At 61.7% G+C, this 16,676-nt stretch carries 14 protein-coding genes; 9 read left to right on the top strand and 5 right to left on the bottom strand.

Features of this window, described 5'->3' with window-relative positions; translation table 11 throughout:
• Positions 1–707 precede the first annotated feature (707 nt).
• Together PverR02_RS29220 and PverR02_RS29225 are read right to left on the bottom strand one after the other, a co-directional pair.
• Positions 708–1,886, bottom strand: a complete 1,179-nt coding sequence (locus tag PverR02_RS29220; protein ID WP_046487921.1) for an AAA family ATPase — start codon at positions 1,884–1,886, stop codon at positions 708–710.
• 68 nt (positions 1,887–1,954) lie between these two features.
• Positions 1,955–2,899, bottom strand: coding sequence for a GlxA family transcriptional regulator (locus PverR02_RS29225; RefSeq protein ID WP_079444847.1), 945 nt, complete (start codon positions 2,897–2,899; stop codon positions 1,955–1,957).
• Positions 2,900–3,092: 193 nt separating this feature from the next.
• Between PverR02_RS29225 and PverR02_RS29230 the strand changes: the two genes are divergently transcribed.
• From PverR02_RS29230 to PverR02_RS29250, 5 genes are all read left to right on the top strand, one after another.
• Positions 3,093–4,037, top strand: coding sequence for a choline ABC transporter substrate-binding protein (locus PverR02_RS29230; RefSeq protein WP_017844926.1), 945 nt, complete (start codon positions 3,093–3,095; stop codon positions 4,035–4,037).
• Between the two features lie 87 nt (positions 4,038–4,124).
• The gene (locus PverR02_RS29235) at positions 4,125–5,012 is read left to right on the top strand and encodes a BKACE family enzyme (RefSeq protein WP_057003928.1); all 888 of its coding nucleotides are present in this window, start codon (positions 4,125–4,127) and stop codon (positions 5,010–5,012) included.
• A gap of 86 nt (positions 5,013–5,098) precedes the next feature.
• Positions 5,099–6,064: an L-carnitine dehydrogenase gene (locus tag PverR02_RS29240; RefSeq protein ID WP_079444848.1), complete on the top strand. Its 966-nt coding sequence runs from the start codon at positions 5,099–5,101 to the stop codon at positions 6,062–6,064.
• A 13-nt stretch (positions 6,065–6,077) separates the two neighbouring features.
• A complete protein-coding gene (locus PverR02_RS29245) occupies positions 6,078–6,575 on the top strand; it encodes a thioesterase family protein (RefSeq protein ID WP_057003930.1) in 498 nt (165 codons plus the stop codon).
• A 97-nt stretch (positions 6,576–6,672) separates the two neighbouring features.
• Entirely contained in the window at positions 6,673–6,936 is a 264-nt protein-coding gene (locus tag PverR02_RS29250; RefSeq protein WP_017844930.1) for a hypothetical protein, read from the top strand.
• A gap of 94 nt (positions 6,937–7,030) precedes the next feature.
• Here PverR02_RS29250 and gbdR read toward each other — a convergent pair whose 3' ends face one another.
• Together gbdR and PverR02_RS29260 are read right to left on the bottom strand one after the other, a co-directional pair.
• Positions 7,031–8,134 (bottom strand): choline metabolism transcriptional regulator GbdR, encoded by a 1,104-nt coding sequence (gbdR, locus tag PverR02_RS29255; RefSeq protein WP_017844931.1) that lies wholly within the window; start codon positions 8,132–8,134, stop codon positions 7,031–7,033.
• Between the two features lie 523 nt (positions 8,135–8,657).
• A complete protein-coding gene (locus tag PverR02_RS29260) occupies positions 8,658–10,034 on the bottom strand; it encodes an L-serine ammonia-lyase (protein WP_017844932.1) in 1,377 nt (458 codons plus the stop codon).
• Between the two features lie 415 nt (positions 10,035–10,449).
• Here PverR02_RS29260 and PverR02_RS29265 point away from each other — a divergent pair, with 415 nt between their 5' ends.
• From PverR02_RS29265 to choV, 3 genes are all read left to right on the top strand, one after another.
• Positions 10,450–11,397 (top strand): choline ABC transporter substrate-binding protein, encoded by a 948-nt coding sequence (locus tag PverR02_RS29265; protein ID WP_046381797.1) that lies wholly within the window; start codon positions 10,450–10,452, stop codon positions 11,395–11,397.
• A 69-nt stretch (positions 11,398–11,466) separates the two neighbouring features.
• On the top strand, positions 11,467–12,312 hold the full coding sequence (choW, locus tag PverR02_RS29270) for a choline ABC transporter permease subunit (RefSeq protein ID WP_015886271.1): 846 nt from the start codon (positions 11,467–11,469) through the stop codon (positions 12,310–12,312).
• Positions 12,309–13,487, top strand: a complete 1,179-nt coding sequence (gene choV / locus PverR02_RS29275) for a choline ABC transporter ATP-binding protein (RefSeq protein WP_046381796.1) — start codon at positions 12,309–12,311, stop codon at positions 13,485–13,487. The genes choW and choV overlap by 4 nt, the downstream gene beginning before the upstream one ends.
• A 174-nt stretch (positions 13,488–13,661) precedes the next feature.
• Here the strand turns inward: choV and PverR02_RS29280 are convergent, their stop codons facing one another.
• Positions 13,662–15,596, bottom strand: coding sequence for a BCCT family transporter (locus tag PverR02_RS29280; protein ID WP_227778914.1), 1,935 nt, complete (start codon positions 15,594–15,596; stop codon positions 13,662–13,664).
• Between the two features lie 390 nt (positions 15,597–15,986).
• Between PverR02_RS29280 and betI the strand changes: the two genes are divergently transcribed.
• Positions 15,987–16,580: a transcriptional regulator BetI gene (gene betI, locus PverR02_RS29285; RefSeq protein WP_017844937.1), complete on the top strand. Its 594-nt coding sequence runs from the start codon at positions 15,987–15,989 to the stop codon at positions 16,578–16,580.
• Positions 16,581–16,676 lie beyond the last annotated feature (96 nt).

Genomic DNA, 16,676 nt, shown 5'->3' on the forward strand with positions numbered 1-16,676 from the left:
CTTACAGGAGAAGGGGTGTAGTACCAGCATGAAGCCTTCAAGGCGGCGTGTTCGGCCCTGATAAAGCAATAGGCACACCGACAATTTACTGTGGGAGGGGGCTTGCCCCCGATGGCGGTGTGTCAGCCACTCAGGTGCCGCTGATCCACCGTCATCGGGGGCAAGCCCCCTCCCACATTTGATCTTTGTCGCTTACAGGAGAAGGGGTGTAGTACCAGCATGAAGCCTTCAAGACGGCGTGTTCGGCCCTGATAAAGCAATAAGCACACCGACAATTCACTGTGGGAGGGGGCTTGCCCCCGATGACGGTGTGTCAGCCACTCAGGTGCCGCTGATCCACCGTCATCGGGGGCAAGCCCCCTCCCACATTTGATCTTTGTCGCTTACAGGAGAAGGGGTGTAGTACCAGCATGAAGCCTTCAAGGCGGCGTGTTCGGCCCTGATAAAGCAATAAGCACACCGGCAATTTACTGTGGGAGGGGGCTTGCCCCCGATGGCGGTGTGTCAGCCACTCAGGTGCCGCTGATCCACCGTCATCGGGGGCAAGCCCCCTCCCACATTTGATCTTTGTCGCTTACAGGAGAAGGGGTGTAGTACCAGCATGAAGCCTTCAAGGCGGCGTGTTCGGCCCTGATAAAGAAATAGGCACACCGACAATTCACTGTGGGAGGGGGCTTGCCCCCTCCCACATTGGCTGTGTGGTGTGTTTAGCCGGGTGTGCGGTGCTTGTGCAGCAGCCAGTCGCCGAAGGACTTGTCTTCCAGGGCATAACCGCCGCGGCTGGACTTCCATACCAGTTCCTTGTCACGCAGGGCATCGATACACGCCTGGATGGTCTGAGTGCCGGGCACCACGTCGCTGCCCATCTCCTCCAGCGCCTTGCTGACCGCAATGAGGGTGCTGTCGGTGAACGGGGCGAAGGGTTGATTGTGTTGCGAACGCTCCACCATCACTTGCAGCACGGCACGTTGCGCAAGGGTGAGGGCGTTCCAGGCGCTTTCGAATTCGTTCCAGACGCCAGCACGCAGCACTTCCGCGCGGCTGTGCAGCAACTGGCCCAGGTTGCTTGCCTCGCCCAACTCCAGGGCCACTTCACCGATGATGGTGCGCAGCATCTCGGGGCGCCGGCCTACCAACTCAAATGCTTCGTCGATATCCGCCGCGTTGAATTGGTTGGTCTCGGCCAGATGCGCGTTGAGATGCGCGGTGTAAGCCTGAGTGAACGCCTTACCCAGCAACGGAAACGGCGTGATGCTGGAGCCGAAAAACGGCTGGCTTTTGCCCAGCACCAAATGGGCGAGCTTGTCGCGGTTGGAGCCGGTGAACACCAGGTGTAAGCCACTGCCCTCGCCTTCGCGGCCCTGGTTGAGCTGGTCGCGTGCGGCCTTGAGGGCGAACATGGCGTTGATGCCCGCTTCGGTGGTGAGCGCGTGCTGGGCTTCATCAATCACCAGCACCACGGTTTTTTCGGCGGCGCGGTGAAGTAATTCCAGTGCTTGCGTAAGGGTCGCGCCCACGGGCAGTTGAGGCTTGGTGAAGTCCCAGGACAAGGTGCGCAGGAAGCTGAGTTTTTCGATGCCGATGTTCTTCGCCAGTTTGCGGATGCCCTTTTCGAAAGGCACCAACGCACCGGCAATGGCGCTGGAAATCAGCTCGGCGGGATCTTTCTCCTTGTCGGCCCACAGGTCCACATACACCGTCAGCCAACCCCGAGCCTGGCACTCGGGGAGAAGGTCTTCGCGCAGAAAAGTACTTTTGCCGGTACGACGCGGCGCCGCGAGAAACAGGCCAGAGGTGAAATCCTGGATACCCACGCCCACCAGGCCATCGGCAATACTGCTTGCCAGGGTGGGGCGGCGGAACACAAAACCGCTGGGCTTGGACATGCTTTTATACTCAATTATTGAACTAACTATAAATTATAGCCGTGAGTATAATTGACTATAATCGCCAATCAAACCACCTCCCGTCGCCGATCCTCCCGCGGACACTTGGCAAACCGCGCCCGATAACTGCGGGTGAAATACGACGGCGACTCAAAGCCGCAGGCAAGGCTCACCTCCAGCACGCTCATGTCGCTCTGGCGCAACAACTGCCGCGCTTTTTCCAGGCGCAGGCCGAGGTAGAAGTTGCTCGGCGTGTCGTTCAGATGCAGGCGAAACAGCCGCTCCAGCTGGCGCCGCGTGACTTTGATCGCCTCGGCCAGGGCCAGGGTGCTCAGCGGCGGTTCGGTGTGTTGTTCCATCTCGCCGATCACCTGCACCAACTTCTTGTTGTTGATGCCGTAGCGCGTGACGATCTGCATGCGCTGGTGGTCTTTGCGCGGGCGGATGCGCCCGAGCACGAATTGCTCGGAGACCTGGATCGCCAGGTCGGGGCCGTGGGCCTGGGCGATCAGGTCGAGCATCAGGTCGATGGAAGCGGTGCCGCCGGCGCAGGTGATGCGGCGGCGGTCGATCTCGAACAGTTCCTGGGTCACGCTCAGGTGCGGATAGGCTTCTTTGAAGGCGTCGATGGCTTCCCAGTGCAGGGTCAGGCGGTGGCCGTCGAGCAGCCCGGCCTCGGCCAGGATGCAGGCACCGGTGTCGATGGCGCCGAGGGTCACACCGTCATGGTCGAGGCGGCGCAGCCAATGTTCGAGGGCCGGGGTGGCGAATTCAAGCGGTTCGAAACCGGCGACCACCATCAGCGTCGCGCCTTTTTTCAGCGGCTCCAGCGCCGCGTCGGCGTTGACCGACATGCCATTGCTCGCCAGCACCGCGCCGCCGTCGGCGCTCAACACATGCCAGCGGTACAACTCGCCACGAAAGCGGTTGGCCACGCGCAGCGGTTCGAGCGCGGAGATAAAGCCGATGGCCGAGAACCCTGGCATCAGCAGAAAGTAGAAATCCTGGGACATGGTGCGCTCTCGTAGGACCGGCAGCGTGGTCACTGTGATACGCCAGTTCAACGGCCCATTCAAGAGCACAGGTCGCTGCAGTGCAAGAGCGGGTCGCCGCCGTGCGTTTTGTCGCCCCTCAAGCTGCGTAACGTGACCCCACGGCGCACAAAGACGCCGGCCCCCACAATAACGACCTGCCGAGGGAACCACCATGAACCGACTGATCAGCCGCTGCGTGCTCGCATTCAGCGCCAGCGCCATCTTGAGTACCAGCGTCTTCGCGGCCGACGCGCCATCCTGCCAGAACGTGCGTATGGGCGTGGTGAACTGGACCGACGTGATCGCCACCAGCGCCATGACCCAAGTGTTGCTCGATGGCCTCGGCTACAAGACCAAACAGACCAGCGCGTCCCAGCAAATCATCTTCGCCGGCATCCGCGACCAGCGCCTGGACTTGTTCCTCGGCTACTGGAACCCGCTGATGACCCAGACCATCGCCCCGTTCGTCGACGCCAAGCAGGTCAAGGTCCTCGATAAACCGAGCCTGGAAGACGCGCGCGCGACCCTGGCGGTGCCGACTTATCTGGCCGACAAAGGCCTGAAAACCTTCGCCGACATCGCCAGGTTCGAGAAAGAACTGGGCGGCAAGCTCTACGGCATCGAGCCGGGCTCGGGCGCCAACACCCAGATCAAGGCGATGATCGCCAAGAACCAGTTCGGCCTGGGCAAATTCCAGCTGGTGGAGTCCAGCGAAGCGGGCATGCTCGCCGCCGTCGACCGCGCGGTGCGTCGCAAGGAAGCCGTGGTGTTCTTCGGCTGGGCGCCGCACCCGATGAACGTCAACATCGCGATGACCTACCTCACCGGCAGCGAAGACGCCCTGGGCCCGAACGAAGGCATGGCCACCGTGTGGAGCGTCACCTCGCCGACCTACGCCGAGCAGTGCCCCAACGTCCACAAGCTGCTGACCAACCTGACCTTCACCGCCGCCGACGAGAGCCGAATGATGCAGCCGTTGCTGGAACACAAGGACGCCTTCGAGTCCGCCAAGCAGTGGCTCAAGGATCACCCGCAAGACCAGGCGCGCTGGCTCGAAGGCGTGACCACCTTCGACGGCAAACCCGCCGCCGCCAACCTGCAACTGACCAGCAAATAACGGTATTCGACGCACCGTTTCGCGGTCGTGCCTGACCGCGAACGGCCTCGCTACGCCTTGAAATCACGCCTGTAAGGAACCTGCCCCATGAACCACGACGTCATCATCACCTGCGCACTCACCGGTGCTGGCGACACGAGCGCCAGAAGCCCCCATGTACCGGTCACCCCCAAACAAATCGCCGCCGCCGCCGTGGAAGCCGCCAAGGCTGGCGCCACTGTCGTTCACTGCCATGTGCGCAACCCCGAGACCGGCAAGTTCAGCCGCGACGTCGCCTTGTACCGCGAAGTGATGGAGCGTATCCGTGAGGCCGACATCGACATCATCGTCAACCTCACCGCCGGCATGGGCGGCGACCTGGAGATCGGCGGCGGCGAGACGCCCATGGCATTCGGCCCCAACACCGACCTGGTCGGCCCGCTGACGCGCCTGGCCCATGTCGAAGCGCTGCTGCCGGAAATCTGCACGCTGGACTGCGGCACGCTGAACTTCGGCGATGGCGACACCATTTACGTGTCCACCCCGGCGCAACTACGGGCCGGCGCCAAACGTATCCAGGCACTGGGCGTAAAAGCCGAGCTGGAAATCTTCGACACCGGCCACCTGTGGTTCGCCAAGCAGATGATCAAGGAAGGCCTGCTCGACGACCCGCTGTTCCAACTGTGCCTGGGCATCCCGTGGGGCGCGCCGGCCGACACCACCACCATGAAAGCCATGGTCGACAACCTGCCTGCCGACGCGGTGTGGGCCGGCTTCGGCATCGGCCGCATGCAAATGCCGATGGCGGCGCAGGCGGTGCTGCTCGGCGGCAACGTGCGGGTCGGGCTGGAAGACAACCTGTGGCTGGACAAAGGCGTGCTGGCCACCAACGGTCAACTGGTGGAACGCGCCAGTGAAATCCTCAGCCGCCTGGGCGCGCGGGTCATGACCCCGGCCGAAGGGCGGGTGAAGATGGGCCTCAAAAAACGCGGCTAACCCCCCAACCCAAACCGAATCAAAACCTGTGGGAGGGGGCTTGCCCCCTCCCACAGGGGAACATCACCTTATTCAGGAATGTCGCCATGCGTTTTATTACAGATATCAAAACCTTCGCCGCCCTCGGCAGCGGTGTGATCGGCAGCGGTTGGGTGTCCCGCGCCCTGGCCCACGGCCTCGATGTGGTGGCCTGGGACCCGGCGCCCGGTGCCGAAGCCGCGCTGCGTCAACGCGTCGCCAATGCCTGGGGCGCCCTGGAGAAACAAGGCCTGGCCCCCGGCGCATCGCAGGACCGCCTGCGTTTTGTCGCCACGATCGAGGCGTGCGTGAAAGACGCCGACTTCATCCAGGAAAGCGCCCCGGAACGCCTGGAGCTGAAACTGGAGCTGCACAGCAAGATCAGCGCGGCCGCCAAGCCGAATGCGTTGATCGGCTCCAGTACCTCGGGCCTGTTGCCCAGCGAATTCTATGAAGGCTCGACCCACCCTGAACGCTGCGTCGTCGGTCACCCGTTCAACCCGGTGTACCTGCTGCCGCTGGTGGAAGTGGTGGGCGGCAAACACACCGCGCCCGAGGCGATCCAGGCGGCGATCCAGGTGTATGAATCCCTCGGCATGCGCCCGTTGCATGTGCGTAAGGAAGTCCCCGGTTTTATCGCCGACCGCCTGCTCGAAGCCCTGTGGCGTGAGGCGCTGCACCTGGTCAACGATGGCGTTGCCACTACCGGCGAGATCGACGACGCAATCCGTTTTGGCGCCGGCTTGCGCTGGTCGTTCATGGGCACGTTTCTGACCTACACCCTGGCCGGCGGCGATGCCGGGATGCGGCACTTCATGGCACAGTTCGGTCCGGCGTTGCAGTTGCCGTGGACCCACCTGCCGGCGCCGGAGCTGACCGACAAGTTGATCGACGATGTGGTCGACGGCACCTGCGAGCAGTTGGGTAACCACAGCATTTCGGCGCTGGAGCGCTACCGTGATGATTGTCTGTTGGCGGTGCTGGAAGCGGTGAAGACCACTAAAGCCAAGCACGGCATGACCTTCGCCGAATAAGGAAACCCCCAGCATGCCGGCACTGACCACCTACACCACCCAGGTCCACCCCGACTGGGTCGACTACAACGGCCACCTGCGCGACGCGTTCTACCTGCTGATCTTCAGCTACGCCACCGACGCGTTGATGGACACCCTCGGCCTGGACAGCGAAAACCGCGCCGCCAGCGGCCATTCGCTGTTCACCCTGGAGCTGCACCTGAACTACCTGCACGAAGTGAAACTCGGCGCCGACGTGGAGGTGCGTACCCAACTGATCGCCCACGATGCCAAGCGCCTGCACCTCTATCACAGCCTGCACCTGGTGAGCGACGACAAGGAACTGGCGGGCAACGAACAGATGCTGCTGCACGTCGACCTCGCCGGGCCGCGCTCGGCGCCGTTCACCGAGGCGACACTGGAACGCCTCGCGGCCATCCGCGCCACGCAAGTCGACCTGCCCACTCCCGCCCTCCTCGGCCGCGTCATTGGCCTGCCCGCACCAAATGGCCCGAAAACGACCTGTTCATAGCCATCCGAGCCATTCATGCATTCTGCCCTTGCCGACCGCCTGGTCGGCTACCAGAATCCAAATCGATCCCCCCGCTCCCTTCACCAGGATAAACGTCATGATGCATGCGGATTTGATTGACCAGGATGACCTGCTGAGCAAACTGCGCTCGCTCGGTTTCGAGGTATCCAGCGGCGCCAGCGCCGAGCAGGCCTGTGAATGTGCGGTACGCGGTTTGAGCGAAGCGCGGGCCAAGGCGCTCAAGGGCATGGTCGAGCAGATGTACAGCGGCAGTGCGACGATTCTGCCGGCGGTGCGGCAGGCGATCGACAGGCAGTTATTGCCGGCGCTGATGCAGTTCAAACAGAACTCCGGCGTCTGACAGACCGCTATCGGGGGCAAGCCCCCTCCCACACTCGAATTGTGAATACAGTCAAATGTGGGAGGGGGCTTGCCCCCGATGCAGGCGACTCGGTCTAGAGCCTCACACTGGCAAACGTCGACTCATTGCGCGCCTGGCTCAACGCCGACATCGGCCCCGACAACGGGGACAACACCAACGCCGGCGGAATCGGCATCATCGCCACCTGCTGGGTGGTGTTGGAACCGACGCGCTCATCCCGTGGCGGAATACCGAAGTATTCGCGGTAGCACTTGGAGAAGTGCGGCGTGGACACAAACCCGCACACCGACGCCACTTCGATGATCGACATCGGCGTTTGCTTGAGCAACTGCCGTGCGCGAATCAGGCGCAGCTTGAGGTAGTAGCGCGACGGCGAGCAGTGCAGGTATTTCTGGAACAGCCGCTCCAGCTGGCGCCGCGACACGGCGACGTACACCGCCAGCTCATCCAGGTCGATCGGTTCTTCGAGGTTGGCTTCCATCAGCGCGACGATTTCCTGCAACTTCGGCTGGTTGGTGCCGAGCATGTGCTTGAGCGGCACACGCTGGTGATCCTGTTCATTGCGGATGCGCTCGTACACGAACATCTCGGAGATCGCCGCCGACAGTTCACGGCCGTGGTCGCGGCTGATCAGGTGCAGCATCATGTCCAGCGGCGCGGTGCCGCCGGAGCTGGTGAAGCGGTTGCGGTCGAGGGTGAACAGGCGGGTGCTCATCGACACGCGCGGGAAGGCTTCCTGCATCGACGCCAGGCATTCCCAGTGCACGCTGCAATCGAACCCATCGAGCAGCCCGGCGCAGGCCAGGGCCCAACTGCCGGTACATACCGCGCCGAGGCGACGGGACTGGCGCGCCTGGCTTTGCAGCCACGACACATGTTCACGGGTGACGGTGCGCTGGATACCCACGCCGCCGCACACGATGACGGTGTCCAGGGCCGGGGCTTTGTGCATGGCGGCATCGGGGGTGATTTGCAGACCGTCGCTGGCCCACACCTGGTTGCCGTCGACACTCAGGGTTGTCCAGCGATACAACTCGCGCCCGGACAACTGGTTGGCCATGCGCAGCGGTTCCACTGCCGAAGCCAGGGAAATCAGCGTGAAATTGTCCAGCAGCAGAAAGCCGATGGATTGAGGCGCACGGTTCTGGGGTTGGGCCCCGGAGTTGAACGACGTCATCGCGGTATCTCCTCACACAAAGCGGGTGATGGCCTCAGGCGAGGCTCTTGTTATTGCGCTCGTCTCTGATGCAGAGAGAGGCGTTGAGTTGATAGAGCAATTGCCATGCCTAAATTTGAATGGCCATTCAATAACTCCTGAAAACGACCTCTTGATGTGTCTAGACAAGCCCCTGTACGAAGTGCGGAATATGCTCCGAATCGGCGGCGCAAACGGCCCCGTTCAAGGGCTGTGAGCAGATCGGTAGCACTTGTGGGTAGGCGCTTTGAGGGCGAAGCAAGCGTCTGTCACCGCAGGCACGGGTGACGGGTGGTCTGAGGGGAAATCGTTTGGGGGCTACTTATCTGTTTGCGACGCGCTAAAAGGTGGCGCTTTTGGTTTTGGTGTTCACTTTATGAGCAGGGTTGTTTGGACTGGCGCTATCGGGGGCAAGTCGAATCGTCGCACCGCCCCTCCCACATTTGAAGGTATTCACAATTCAAAATGTAGGAGGGGGCTTGCCCCCGATAGCGGCGACGCGGTCTCAACACTCAACCGCACTGACCGCCAACCCACCCCGCGAGGTTTCCTTGTACTTGTCATGCATGTCCGCCCCGGTATCGCGCATGGTGCGAATCACCCGGTCGAGGGAAATAAAGTGCTGGCCGTCGCCGCGCAGGGCCATCTGCGCGGCGTTGATCGCCTTCACCGCGGCAATCGCGTTGCGCTCGATACACGGCACTTGTACCAGGCCGCCCACCGGGTCGCAGGTCAGGCCGAGGTTGTGTTCCAGGCCGATTTCGGCGGCGTTGCACAGTTGCTCCGGGGTGGCGCCGAGGATCTCCGCCAACCCCGCCGCCGCCATGGCGCAGGCTGAGCCGACCTCGCCCTGGCAACCGACTTCGGCGCCGGAGATCGAGGCGTTCTTCTTGCACAGAATGCCCACCGCCGCCGCGCTGAGCAGGTAGTCGACCACGTTGGCTTCGGTGACGTCGTCGCTGAACTTCATAAAGTAGTGCAGCACCGCCGGGATGATCCCCGCCGCGCCATTGGTCGGCGCGGTGACCATGCGCCCGCCGGCGGCGTTTTCTTCGTTGACCGCGAGGGCGAACAGGTTGACCCACTCCATCGCGCTCAAGGTCGAGCCGATCACGTTGGGCTTGCTCAACTCCAGCAAACTGCGGTGCAACTTGGCGGCGCGACGGCGCACATTCAGGCCGCCGGGCAGGATGCCTTCGTGCTTGAGGCCCTGCTCGACGCACGCCTGCATGGCGCGCCAGAGCGTCATCAGGCCGCTGCGGATTTCATCTTCGGAGCGCCAGACTTTTTCGTTGGCCAGCATCAACTCGGCGACGCGCAGGTTATGGCTCTTGCACAGTTGCAGCAGCTCCACCGCGCTGGAGAATTCATAGGGCAATGCGCTGCGGTCCATATCCGCCACGCCGCTTTGCGCCTGGGCTTCATCCACCACAAAGCCGCCGCCGACGGAGTAGTAGGTGTCGCGGTGCAACTCGCCGTCAGCACCGAACACCACCAGGGTCATGGCATTGGGGTGGAACGGTAGGTTTTCGTCGAGCAGGCGCATGTCCCGCGCCCACACGAAAGGCACCGGTAAACGCCCGTCCAGCAGCAGCGTGTCGGTCTCGCGCAGGGTGTGGATACGCAGGCCGATCTGCGCCGGATCGATTGCGTCCGGCCACTCGCCCATCAGGCCCATGATGGTTGCGGTGTCGCTGCCGTGGCCGATGCCGGTGGCCGACAATGAGCCGTAGAGCTGAACTTCGACGCGCCGCACCTGTTCCAACCATTCACGTTCACGCAACCGTTGAACGAACAACGCTGCGGCGCGCATGGGGCCGACGGTGTGAGAACTCGAAGGCCCGATGCCGATCTTGAACAGGTCGAAAACACTGATAGCCATTGCCGTGGAACTCCTCGATAAGCACAGGCCAGGCTTGAACGAGGTGCTACGCTCAGATCGCCCAGATGGCGGCATCATCAGGCTTTTATCTGCCATCACGGCGTCTCACACCGACGCAACCATGCTCATCAGCGTCGCTCACGAGCAAGGGCTTGTTTTGGGCGTTTTTAGCGGTGCAGATGGGTAAAAACAGCGGTTTTTCCTTAGGAAAAATCTGTAAACGACGTCACCGACACTGGATGCGACCCTGCCTGTACTGGATACGACGCCCCCTGTAGGCGTCAGATTTTCACTGGTACATGATCAGTCTCGACTCGTTGGCAAGGCACCGTGCCGCCGCCTCAAAGCACGTTCCAACCGCAACACTTATAAAGCGCGGCGAATGCCGCCAGAAAGCACACAGGAGTCTAGCCCCATGAAAGGTTCACCCTCGTTGTTGTTGGCCGCCATGCTGAGTCTGCCAGTCCTGGCGCACGCTGCAGAACCGGCACAATGTCAGACCGTCAACTTCTCCGATGTCGGCTGGACCGACATCACCGTCACGACCGCGACCACCAGCGAAATCCTCAAGGGCCTCGGCTACAAGCCGCGCACCACGATGATTTCGGTACCGGTGACCTACAAGTCCCTGGCCGACGGCAAGAACATGGACATCTTCCTCGGCAACTGGATGCCGACCATGGAAAACGACATCAAGCCATACCGTGATGCCGGCACCGTGGAAACCGTGCGCGCCAACCTGGAAAACGCCAAGTACACCCTGGCCGTTCCCGAGGCGCTGTATGACAAAGGCCTGAAAGACTTCGCCGATATCGCCAAATTCAAGGATGAGCTGGAAGGCAAAATCTACGGCATCGAACCCGGCAACGACGGCAACCGCACCATTCAAACCCTGATCGACAAGGACGCGTTCGGCTTGAAGTCGGCCGGTTTCAAAGTCGTCGAGTCCAGCGAAGCCGGGATGCTGTCGCAGGTCGAACGCGCCACCAAGCGCGGCAAGGCCATCGTGTTCCTCGGCTGGGAACCGCACCCGATGAACACCCGCTTCAAGATGAAGTACCTGACCGGGGGTGACGACTCGTTCGGTCCCAACTACGGCCAGGCCACCATCTACACCAACGTGCGCAAGGGCTACACCCAGGAATGCAGCAACGTCGGCCAGTTGCTGAAAAACCTGTCGTTCACCCTGAACATGGAAAGCACCCTGATGGGTAACGTCCTGGACGACAAGATGAAACCCGACGCCGCGGCCAAGGCCTGGCTGAAGAAGAACCCGCAAGTGCTCGATACCTGGCTTGCCGGTGTCACCACCGTCGATGGCAAACCAGGTCTGGAGGCCGTCAAAGCTTACCTCGCCAAGTAATCCCTGCTGACCCCGGGCTGGTGCGCTGGCCCGGGATGTTTTCCCCTTCGCATGTGGACATTCACTACCATGCTGACTGAACAGAAAATCCCACTAGGCCAGTACATCGCTGCCTTCGTCGAATGGTTGACCCAACACGGTGCCAACTACTTCGACGCAATCGCATCGACCCTGGAAACGATGATCCACGGCGTGACGTTCGCGCTGACCTGGTTCAATCCGCTGGCATTGATCGGTCTGATTGCGCTGCTGGCTCACTTCATTCAACGTAAATGGGGCCTGACTGTTTTTGTCATCGCCTCCTTCCTGCTGATCCTCAACCTGGGGTACTGGCAGGAAACCATGGAGACCCTCGCGCAGGTGCTGTTCGCCACCCTGGTCTGCGTGGTCATCGGCGTGCCGCTGGGCATTGTTGCCGCGCACAAACCGATGTTCTACACCCTGATGCGGCCGGTGCTCGATCTGATGCAGACCGTACCGACCTTCGTCTACCTCATCCCTACCCTGACCCTCTTCGGGCTGGGTGTGGTGCCCGGGTTGATTTCCACGGTGGTGTTCGCGATTGCCGCGCCGATCCGCCTGACCTACCTGGGTATCCGTGATGTACCGCAAGAGTTGATGGACGCCGGCAAAGCCTTCGGCTGCTCGCGCCGTCAATTGCTCTCGCGCATTGAACTGCCCCACGCCATGCCGAGCATTGCTGCCGGCATTACCCAATGCATCATGCTGTCGCTGTCGATGGTGGTGATCGCCGCCCTGGTGGGTGCCGACGGCCTCGGCAAGCCGGTGGTCAACGCACTGAACACCGCCGACATCGCCCTGGGCTTTGAAGCCGGCCTGGCGATCGTGCTGCTGGCCATCATGCTCGACCGCATCTGCAAACAACCCGACGCCAAAGTAGGGGGTGATGCATGAGCATTATCCGATTCGACAATGTCGACGTGATCTTCTCCAAAGACCCACGCGAAGCGCTCAAGCTGCTGGACCAGGGCATGAGCCGTAACGAGATCCTGAAAAAGACCGGCCAGATCGTCGGCGTTGAAAAAGCCAGCCTGGATGTGGAAAAAGGCGAGATCTGTGTGCTGATGGGCCTGTCGGGCTCCGGCAAGTCGAGCCTGCTGCGCTGCATCAACGGCCTCAACACCGTCAGCCGTGGCCAGTTGTTCGTCGAGCATGAAGGGCGCCAGATCGACATCGCCTCCTGCACCCCGGCCGAGCTGAAAATGATGCGTACCAAACGCATCGCCATGGTGTTCCAGAAGTTCGCCCTGATGCCCTGGCTGACCGTGCGCGAGAACATCAGCTTCGGCCTCGAAATGCAGGGCCGCCCGGAGAAAGACCGGCGCAAGCTGGTGGACGAAAAGCTCGAACTGGTGGGCCTGAGCCAATGGCGTAACAAGAAGCCGGACGAACTCTCCGGCGGCATGCAGCAGCGCGTCGGCCTGGCGCGGGCGCTGGCGATGGACGCCGACATCCTGCTGATGGACGAACCCTTCTCCGCCCTCGACCCGCTGATCCGCCAAGGCCTGCAGGACGAGTTGCTGGAGCTGCAAAGCAAGCTGAGCAAGACCATCGTGTTCGTCAGCCACGACCTCGACGAAGCCCTCAAGCTCGGCAGCCGCATCGCGATCATGAAAGACGGCAAGATCATCCAGTACAGCGTGCCGGAAGAAATCGTGCTGAACCCGGCGGACGATTATGTGCGTACCTTCGTCGCACATACCAACCCGCTGAACGTGCTGTGCGGGCGCAGCCTGATGCGGACGCTGGACAACTGCAAACGCATCAACGGCTCGGTGTGCCTCGATCCGGGCGGCGACTCGTGGCTCGACCTGGCCGAAGGCAACACCATCCGGGGCGCACGCCAGAATGGCGCGGTGATGAACCTGCAGAACTGGGCACCGGGGCAACCCGTGGAAGGCCTGGGCCGCCTGCCGACACTGGTGGACTCGAATATCGGCATGCGCGATGCGCTGCAGATCCGCTACCAGACGGGCAACAAGCTGGTGTTGCACGACAACAACCAGGTGGTGGGGATCCTGGGGGACAGCGAGCTGTACCATGCCCTGCTGGGCAAGAACCTGGGCTAACAAACACCGCAAAACCCATTGGAGAAACAGGGTCAAAATGTGGGAGGGGGCTTGCCCCCGATAGCGGTGTATCAGTAACAGATGAGCTGACTGACACACTGCAATCGGGGGCAAGCCCCCTCCCACATTTTTTGCCCCAGTGGTGTCAGTGGGGACACCACCAGGCTTCAACCATCAGCTATAGACACGGCCAAGGAGCTGCCGATGGCTTTCAAACTGATCGAGCACGTCCCGGGTGATCTGCTCCTGGGCGAAGCCCATCAGGTCGTACTCCTGAGGCCCGTTGTGCAGGTACACCTCGGCCCGGTAGTAACGGGCGCGCTCCGCCTCGGGCAGTTCGTCCGACGCCACCGCGTAGCCGTCCAGGCTCACTTCGTAGACAAACGGGTTGCCCTCTTCCATCTCGATACGCACGCCGATGCAACGCTTGGATTTGCCCAACAGGGTCTGCACATCCAACCCCTGGTCGCGCAACGCCTTCGTCGCGTCTTCCAGCGCCGGCGTGACGTGCTTGTCCATAAAGCGCTGCACCGTGGCCTGGCTCGGTTGCAGGTCCAGGGCGGTCAAGCGCTCGCTGAAACCACGACGGCCACGCTCGGCCAATTGCGCCTGCTCCAGTTCCGTCGCCATGTCCTGGCGCATCGCCTTGTGCAAACCGAACATAAAGACAATCAGCACCACCGAGAACGGCAGCCCCGCCAGCACCACCATGGTTTGCATGGCTTCGAAGTTACCCGCAAACAGCAGGCCGATAGTCACCAGGGTGATCACCGCCGACCAGAAGATCCGCAGCCAGTGCGGCGCGTCTTCGTCCACGTTGCCGCCTTTGCAGGACAGGTTGGCCATCATCACCGCGCCGGAGTCCGCCGGGGTCAGGAACAGCACGAAGCCGACAAAGATCGACACGCCGATGACGATTTTCGACGCCGGGTAATGCTCCAGCAATTGGTAGATGGCCATCGACGGTTGTTCCAGCGCCGTCTTGCCCAACGCCACCGCGCCCTGGTTCAACACCAGGTCCAGCGCCGAGTTACCGAAGATCGACAACCACGCCAGGGTGAAGCCCAGCGGGATCAGCAGCACGCCGGCCACCAGTTCACGCACCGTGCGGCCCCGGGAAATCCGTGCGATGAACATGCCCACGAACGGCGCCCAGGAAATCCACCAGGCCCAGTAGAACAGGGTCCACAGGCCCATCCAGCGTTCGGTCTTGTCGGCGTCGCCTTCGTACACATACAGGTCGAAGGTTTTCAGGAGGATGCCGTTGAGGTAGTCACCGGTGTTCTGCACCAGGCCATTGAGCAGGTGCAGGGTCGGGCCGAACAACAGCACGAAGATCAGCAAACCGCTGAACAACACGATGTTGAGGTTGGACAGGCGACGAATGCCGTTCTCCACCCCCGACACGGCGGCAATGGTCGCCACAGTGCTCATCACGATGATCACGATCAGCAGGTTGGTGTTGCTGTGCTGCATGCCAAACAGGTTTTCCAGGCCGGACGACACCTGCATCGCGCCGATACCGAGGTTGGTCACCAGGCCCAGCAGGGTCACGAACATGCCGAACCCGTCCACCGCATGGCCGGCCGCGCCTTTGACCCAACGCTCGCCCACCAGCGGGTACAACGCCGAACGCAGGGCCAGTGGCTGGTTATGGCGGTACGCGAAGTACGCCACGGCCAGGCCGACCAGCGCATAGATCGCCCAGCCGTGCAGGCCCCAGTGCAGGAAGGTCAATTGCAGCGCCTGGCGCGCCGCGCCGTTGCTGGCGGCCGCGCCTTCGGGCGGGTTGAAGTAATGGTCCAACGGCTCCGATGCGCCGAAATACAGCAACGAGATGCCAATACCCGACGAAAACAGCATGCCGGCCCAGGCGCCGTAGCTGAAGTCCGGGGTGTCGTCCTTGCTGCCCAGTTTCAACTTGCCGTAGGACGAAAACGCCAGGCCGACCACGAACACCAGGTAGGCGGCGATCACCAGCATGTAGTACCAGCCGAAGCTTTTCGATAACCACGCCTGCGCCACGCCGAGCATCCGGCCGGCCTCTTGCGGGGCGATGATCAAAATGGCGGTCAGCAACAGAATCAGTGCGGTGGAGGTGTAGAACACCCAACCGTTGACCCGCACCTTTTCCGGTGGGTTTTTTATTAGAGAGGCAGAACTCATGGCGCAGATGCTCCAGGCAGTGCGAGAGAGAAACACAAGGCAGCGGTGATCCCGTGCTCATCGATTTTTCGGCAGTCGACGGACGGGTGTTATAAAGACACCCCGAAAATTCTTGAGCCCGCCGAAGCGGTCTTCAGGCTCTGAAATGGCCTGTTTCAAGGGTTTTCACAGGTGTCAGATGTCGCCACCTACCTGTAGGAAATACCGGCAGGCAGCGACCATTTGTCGCAGAGCTTATTCTTTGTTGATTGAACGTTCAATCAAAACAAAATAGACTGGCCATCGAGTCGACGGACGTCATCGCCCGCCGGCAGGCCTGAGGAGAGGTACTCCATGCCCAAGGTCGGTATGCAACCCATACGCCGCCAACAACTGATCGAAGCCACGCTGACGGCCATCGATCAAGTCGGAATGGGAGATGCCAGCATTGCGCTGATCGCCCGTTTGGCCGGCGTTTCGAACGGCATCATCAGTCACTACTTCAAGGACAAGAACGGCCTGATCGCGGCCACGATGCGGTACTTGATGAATGTGCTGATCGAGAACGTCCACGAGCGGCGACAAGCGTTGACGGAGGACACGCCACGGGCGCACCTCCAAGTGATCATCGGCGGCAACTTCGACGCCAGCCAGGTCAACGGCCCGGCAATGAAAACCTGGTTGGCCTTCTGGGCGACCAGCATGCACCACCCGTCTTTGCACAGGTTGCAGCGGATCAACGATCACCGCCTGTATTCCAACCTGTGCTGCCAGTTCCGCCGCGTGTTGCCGCTGCCGGATGCACGCAGCGCAGCCCGAGGCCTGGCGGCCTTGATCGACGGTTTGTGGTTGCGCGGCGCCCTGTCGGGAGATGAATTCGACACGGCGCAGGCGCAACGGATCGCTTACGAATACATGGATTTCCAATTGGCCAAGCAGGTGAGTTAGAGCACACATAACCGCTCAACCCCTGAACCTCCACTGATCGGTGTTGCCAGACTCTTATTGGCCACCCCTCAGTGGTTAACGCCAACCACTTATGCA

Source organism: Pseudomonas veronii, from assembly GCF_002028325.1.
Taxonomy (GTDB): domain Bacteria; phylum Pseudomonadota; class Gammaproteobacteria; order Pseudomonadales; family Pseudomonadaceae; genus Aquipseudomonas; species Aquipseudomonas veronii.

What these genes read in the sequence shown, in the direction of transcription:
- PverR02_RS29260 (WP_017844932.1), bottom strand. Translation starts at nt 10,034, where the DNA reads ATGGCTATCAGTGTTTTCGACCTGTTCAAGATCGGCATCGGGCCTTCG.
- PverR02_RS29220 (WP_046487921.1), bottom strand. Translation starts at nt 1,886, where the DNA reads ATGTCCAAGCCCAGCGGTTTTGTGTTCCGCCGCCCCACCCTGGCAAGC.
- choW (WP_015886271.1), top strand. Translation starts at nt 11,467, where the DNA reads ATGCTGACTGAACAGAAAATCCCACTAGGCCAGTACATCGCTGCCTTC.
- PverR02_RS29240 (WP_079444848.1), top strand. Translation starts at nt 5,099, where the DNA reads ATGCGTTTTATTACAGATATCAAAACCTTCGCCGCCCTCGGCAGCGGT.
- gbdR (WP_017844931.1), bottom strand. Translation starts at nt 8,134, where the DNA reads ATGACGTCGTTCAACTCCGGGGCCCAACCCCAGAACCGTGCGCCTCAA.
- PverR02_RS29225 (WP_079444847.1), bottom strand. Translation starts at nt 2,899, where the DNA reads ATGTCCCAGGATTTCTACTTTCTGCTGATGCCAGGGTTCTCGGCCATC.
- PverR02_RS29235 (WP_057003928.1), top strand. Translation starts at nt 4,125, where the DNA reads ATGAACCACGACGTCATCATCACCTGCGCACTCACCGGTGCTGGCGAC.
- PverR02_RS29265 (WP_046381797.1), top strand. Translation starts at nt 10,450, where the DNA reads ATGAAAGGTTCACCCTCGTTGTTGTTGGCCGCCATGCTGAGTCTGCCA.
- choV (WP_046381796.1), top strand. Translation starts at nt 12,309, where the DNA reads ATGAGCATTATCCGATTCGACAATGTCGACGTGATCTTCTCCAAAGAC.
- betI (WP_017844937.1), top strand. Translation starts at nt 15,987, where the DNA reads ATGCCCAAGGTCGGTATGCAACCCATACGCCGCCAACAACTGATCGAA.
- PverR02_RS29230 (WP_017844926.1), top strand. Translation starts at nt 3,093, where the DNA reads ATGAACCGACTGATCAGCCGCTGCGTGCTCGCATTCAGCGCCAGCGCC.
- PverR02_RS29250 (WP_017844930.1), top strand. Translation starts at nt 6,673, where the DNA reads ATGATGCATGCGGATTTGATTGACCAGGATGACCTGCTGAGCAAACTG.
- PverR02_RS29245 (WP_057003930.1), top strand. Translation starts at nt 6,078, where the DNA reads ATGCCGGCACTGACCACCTACACCACCCAGGTCCACCCCGACTGGGTC.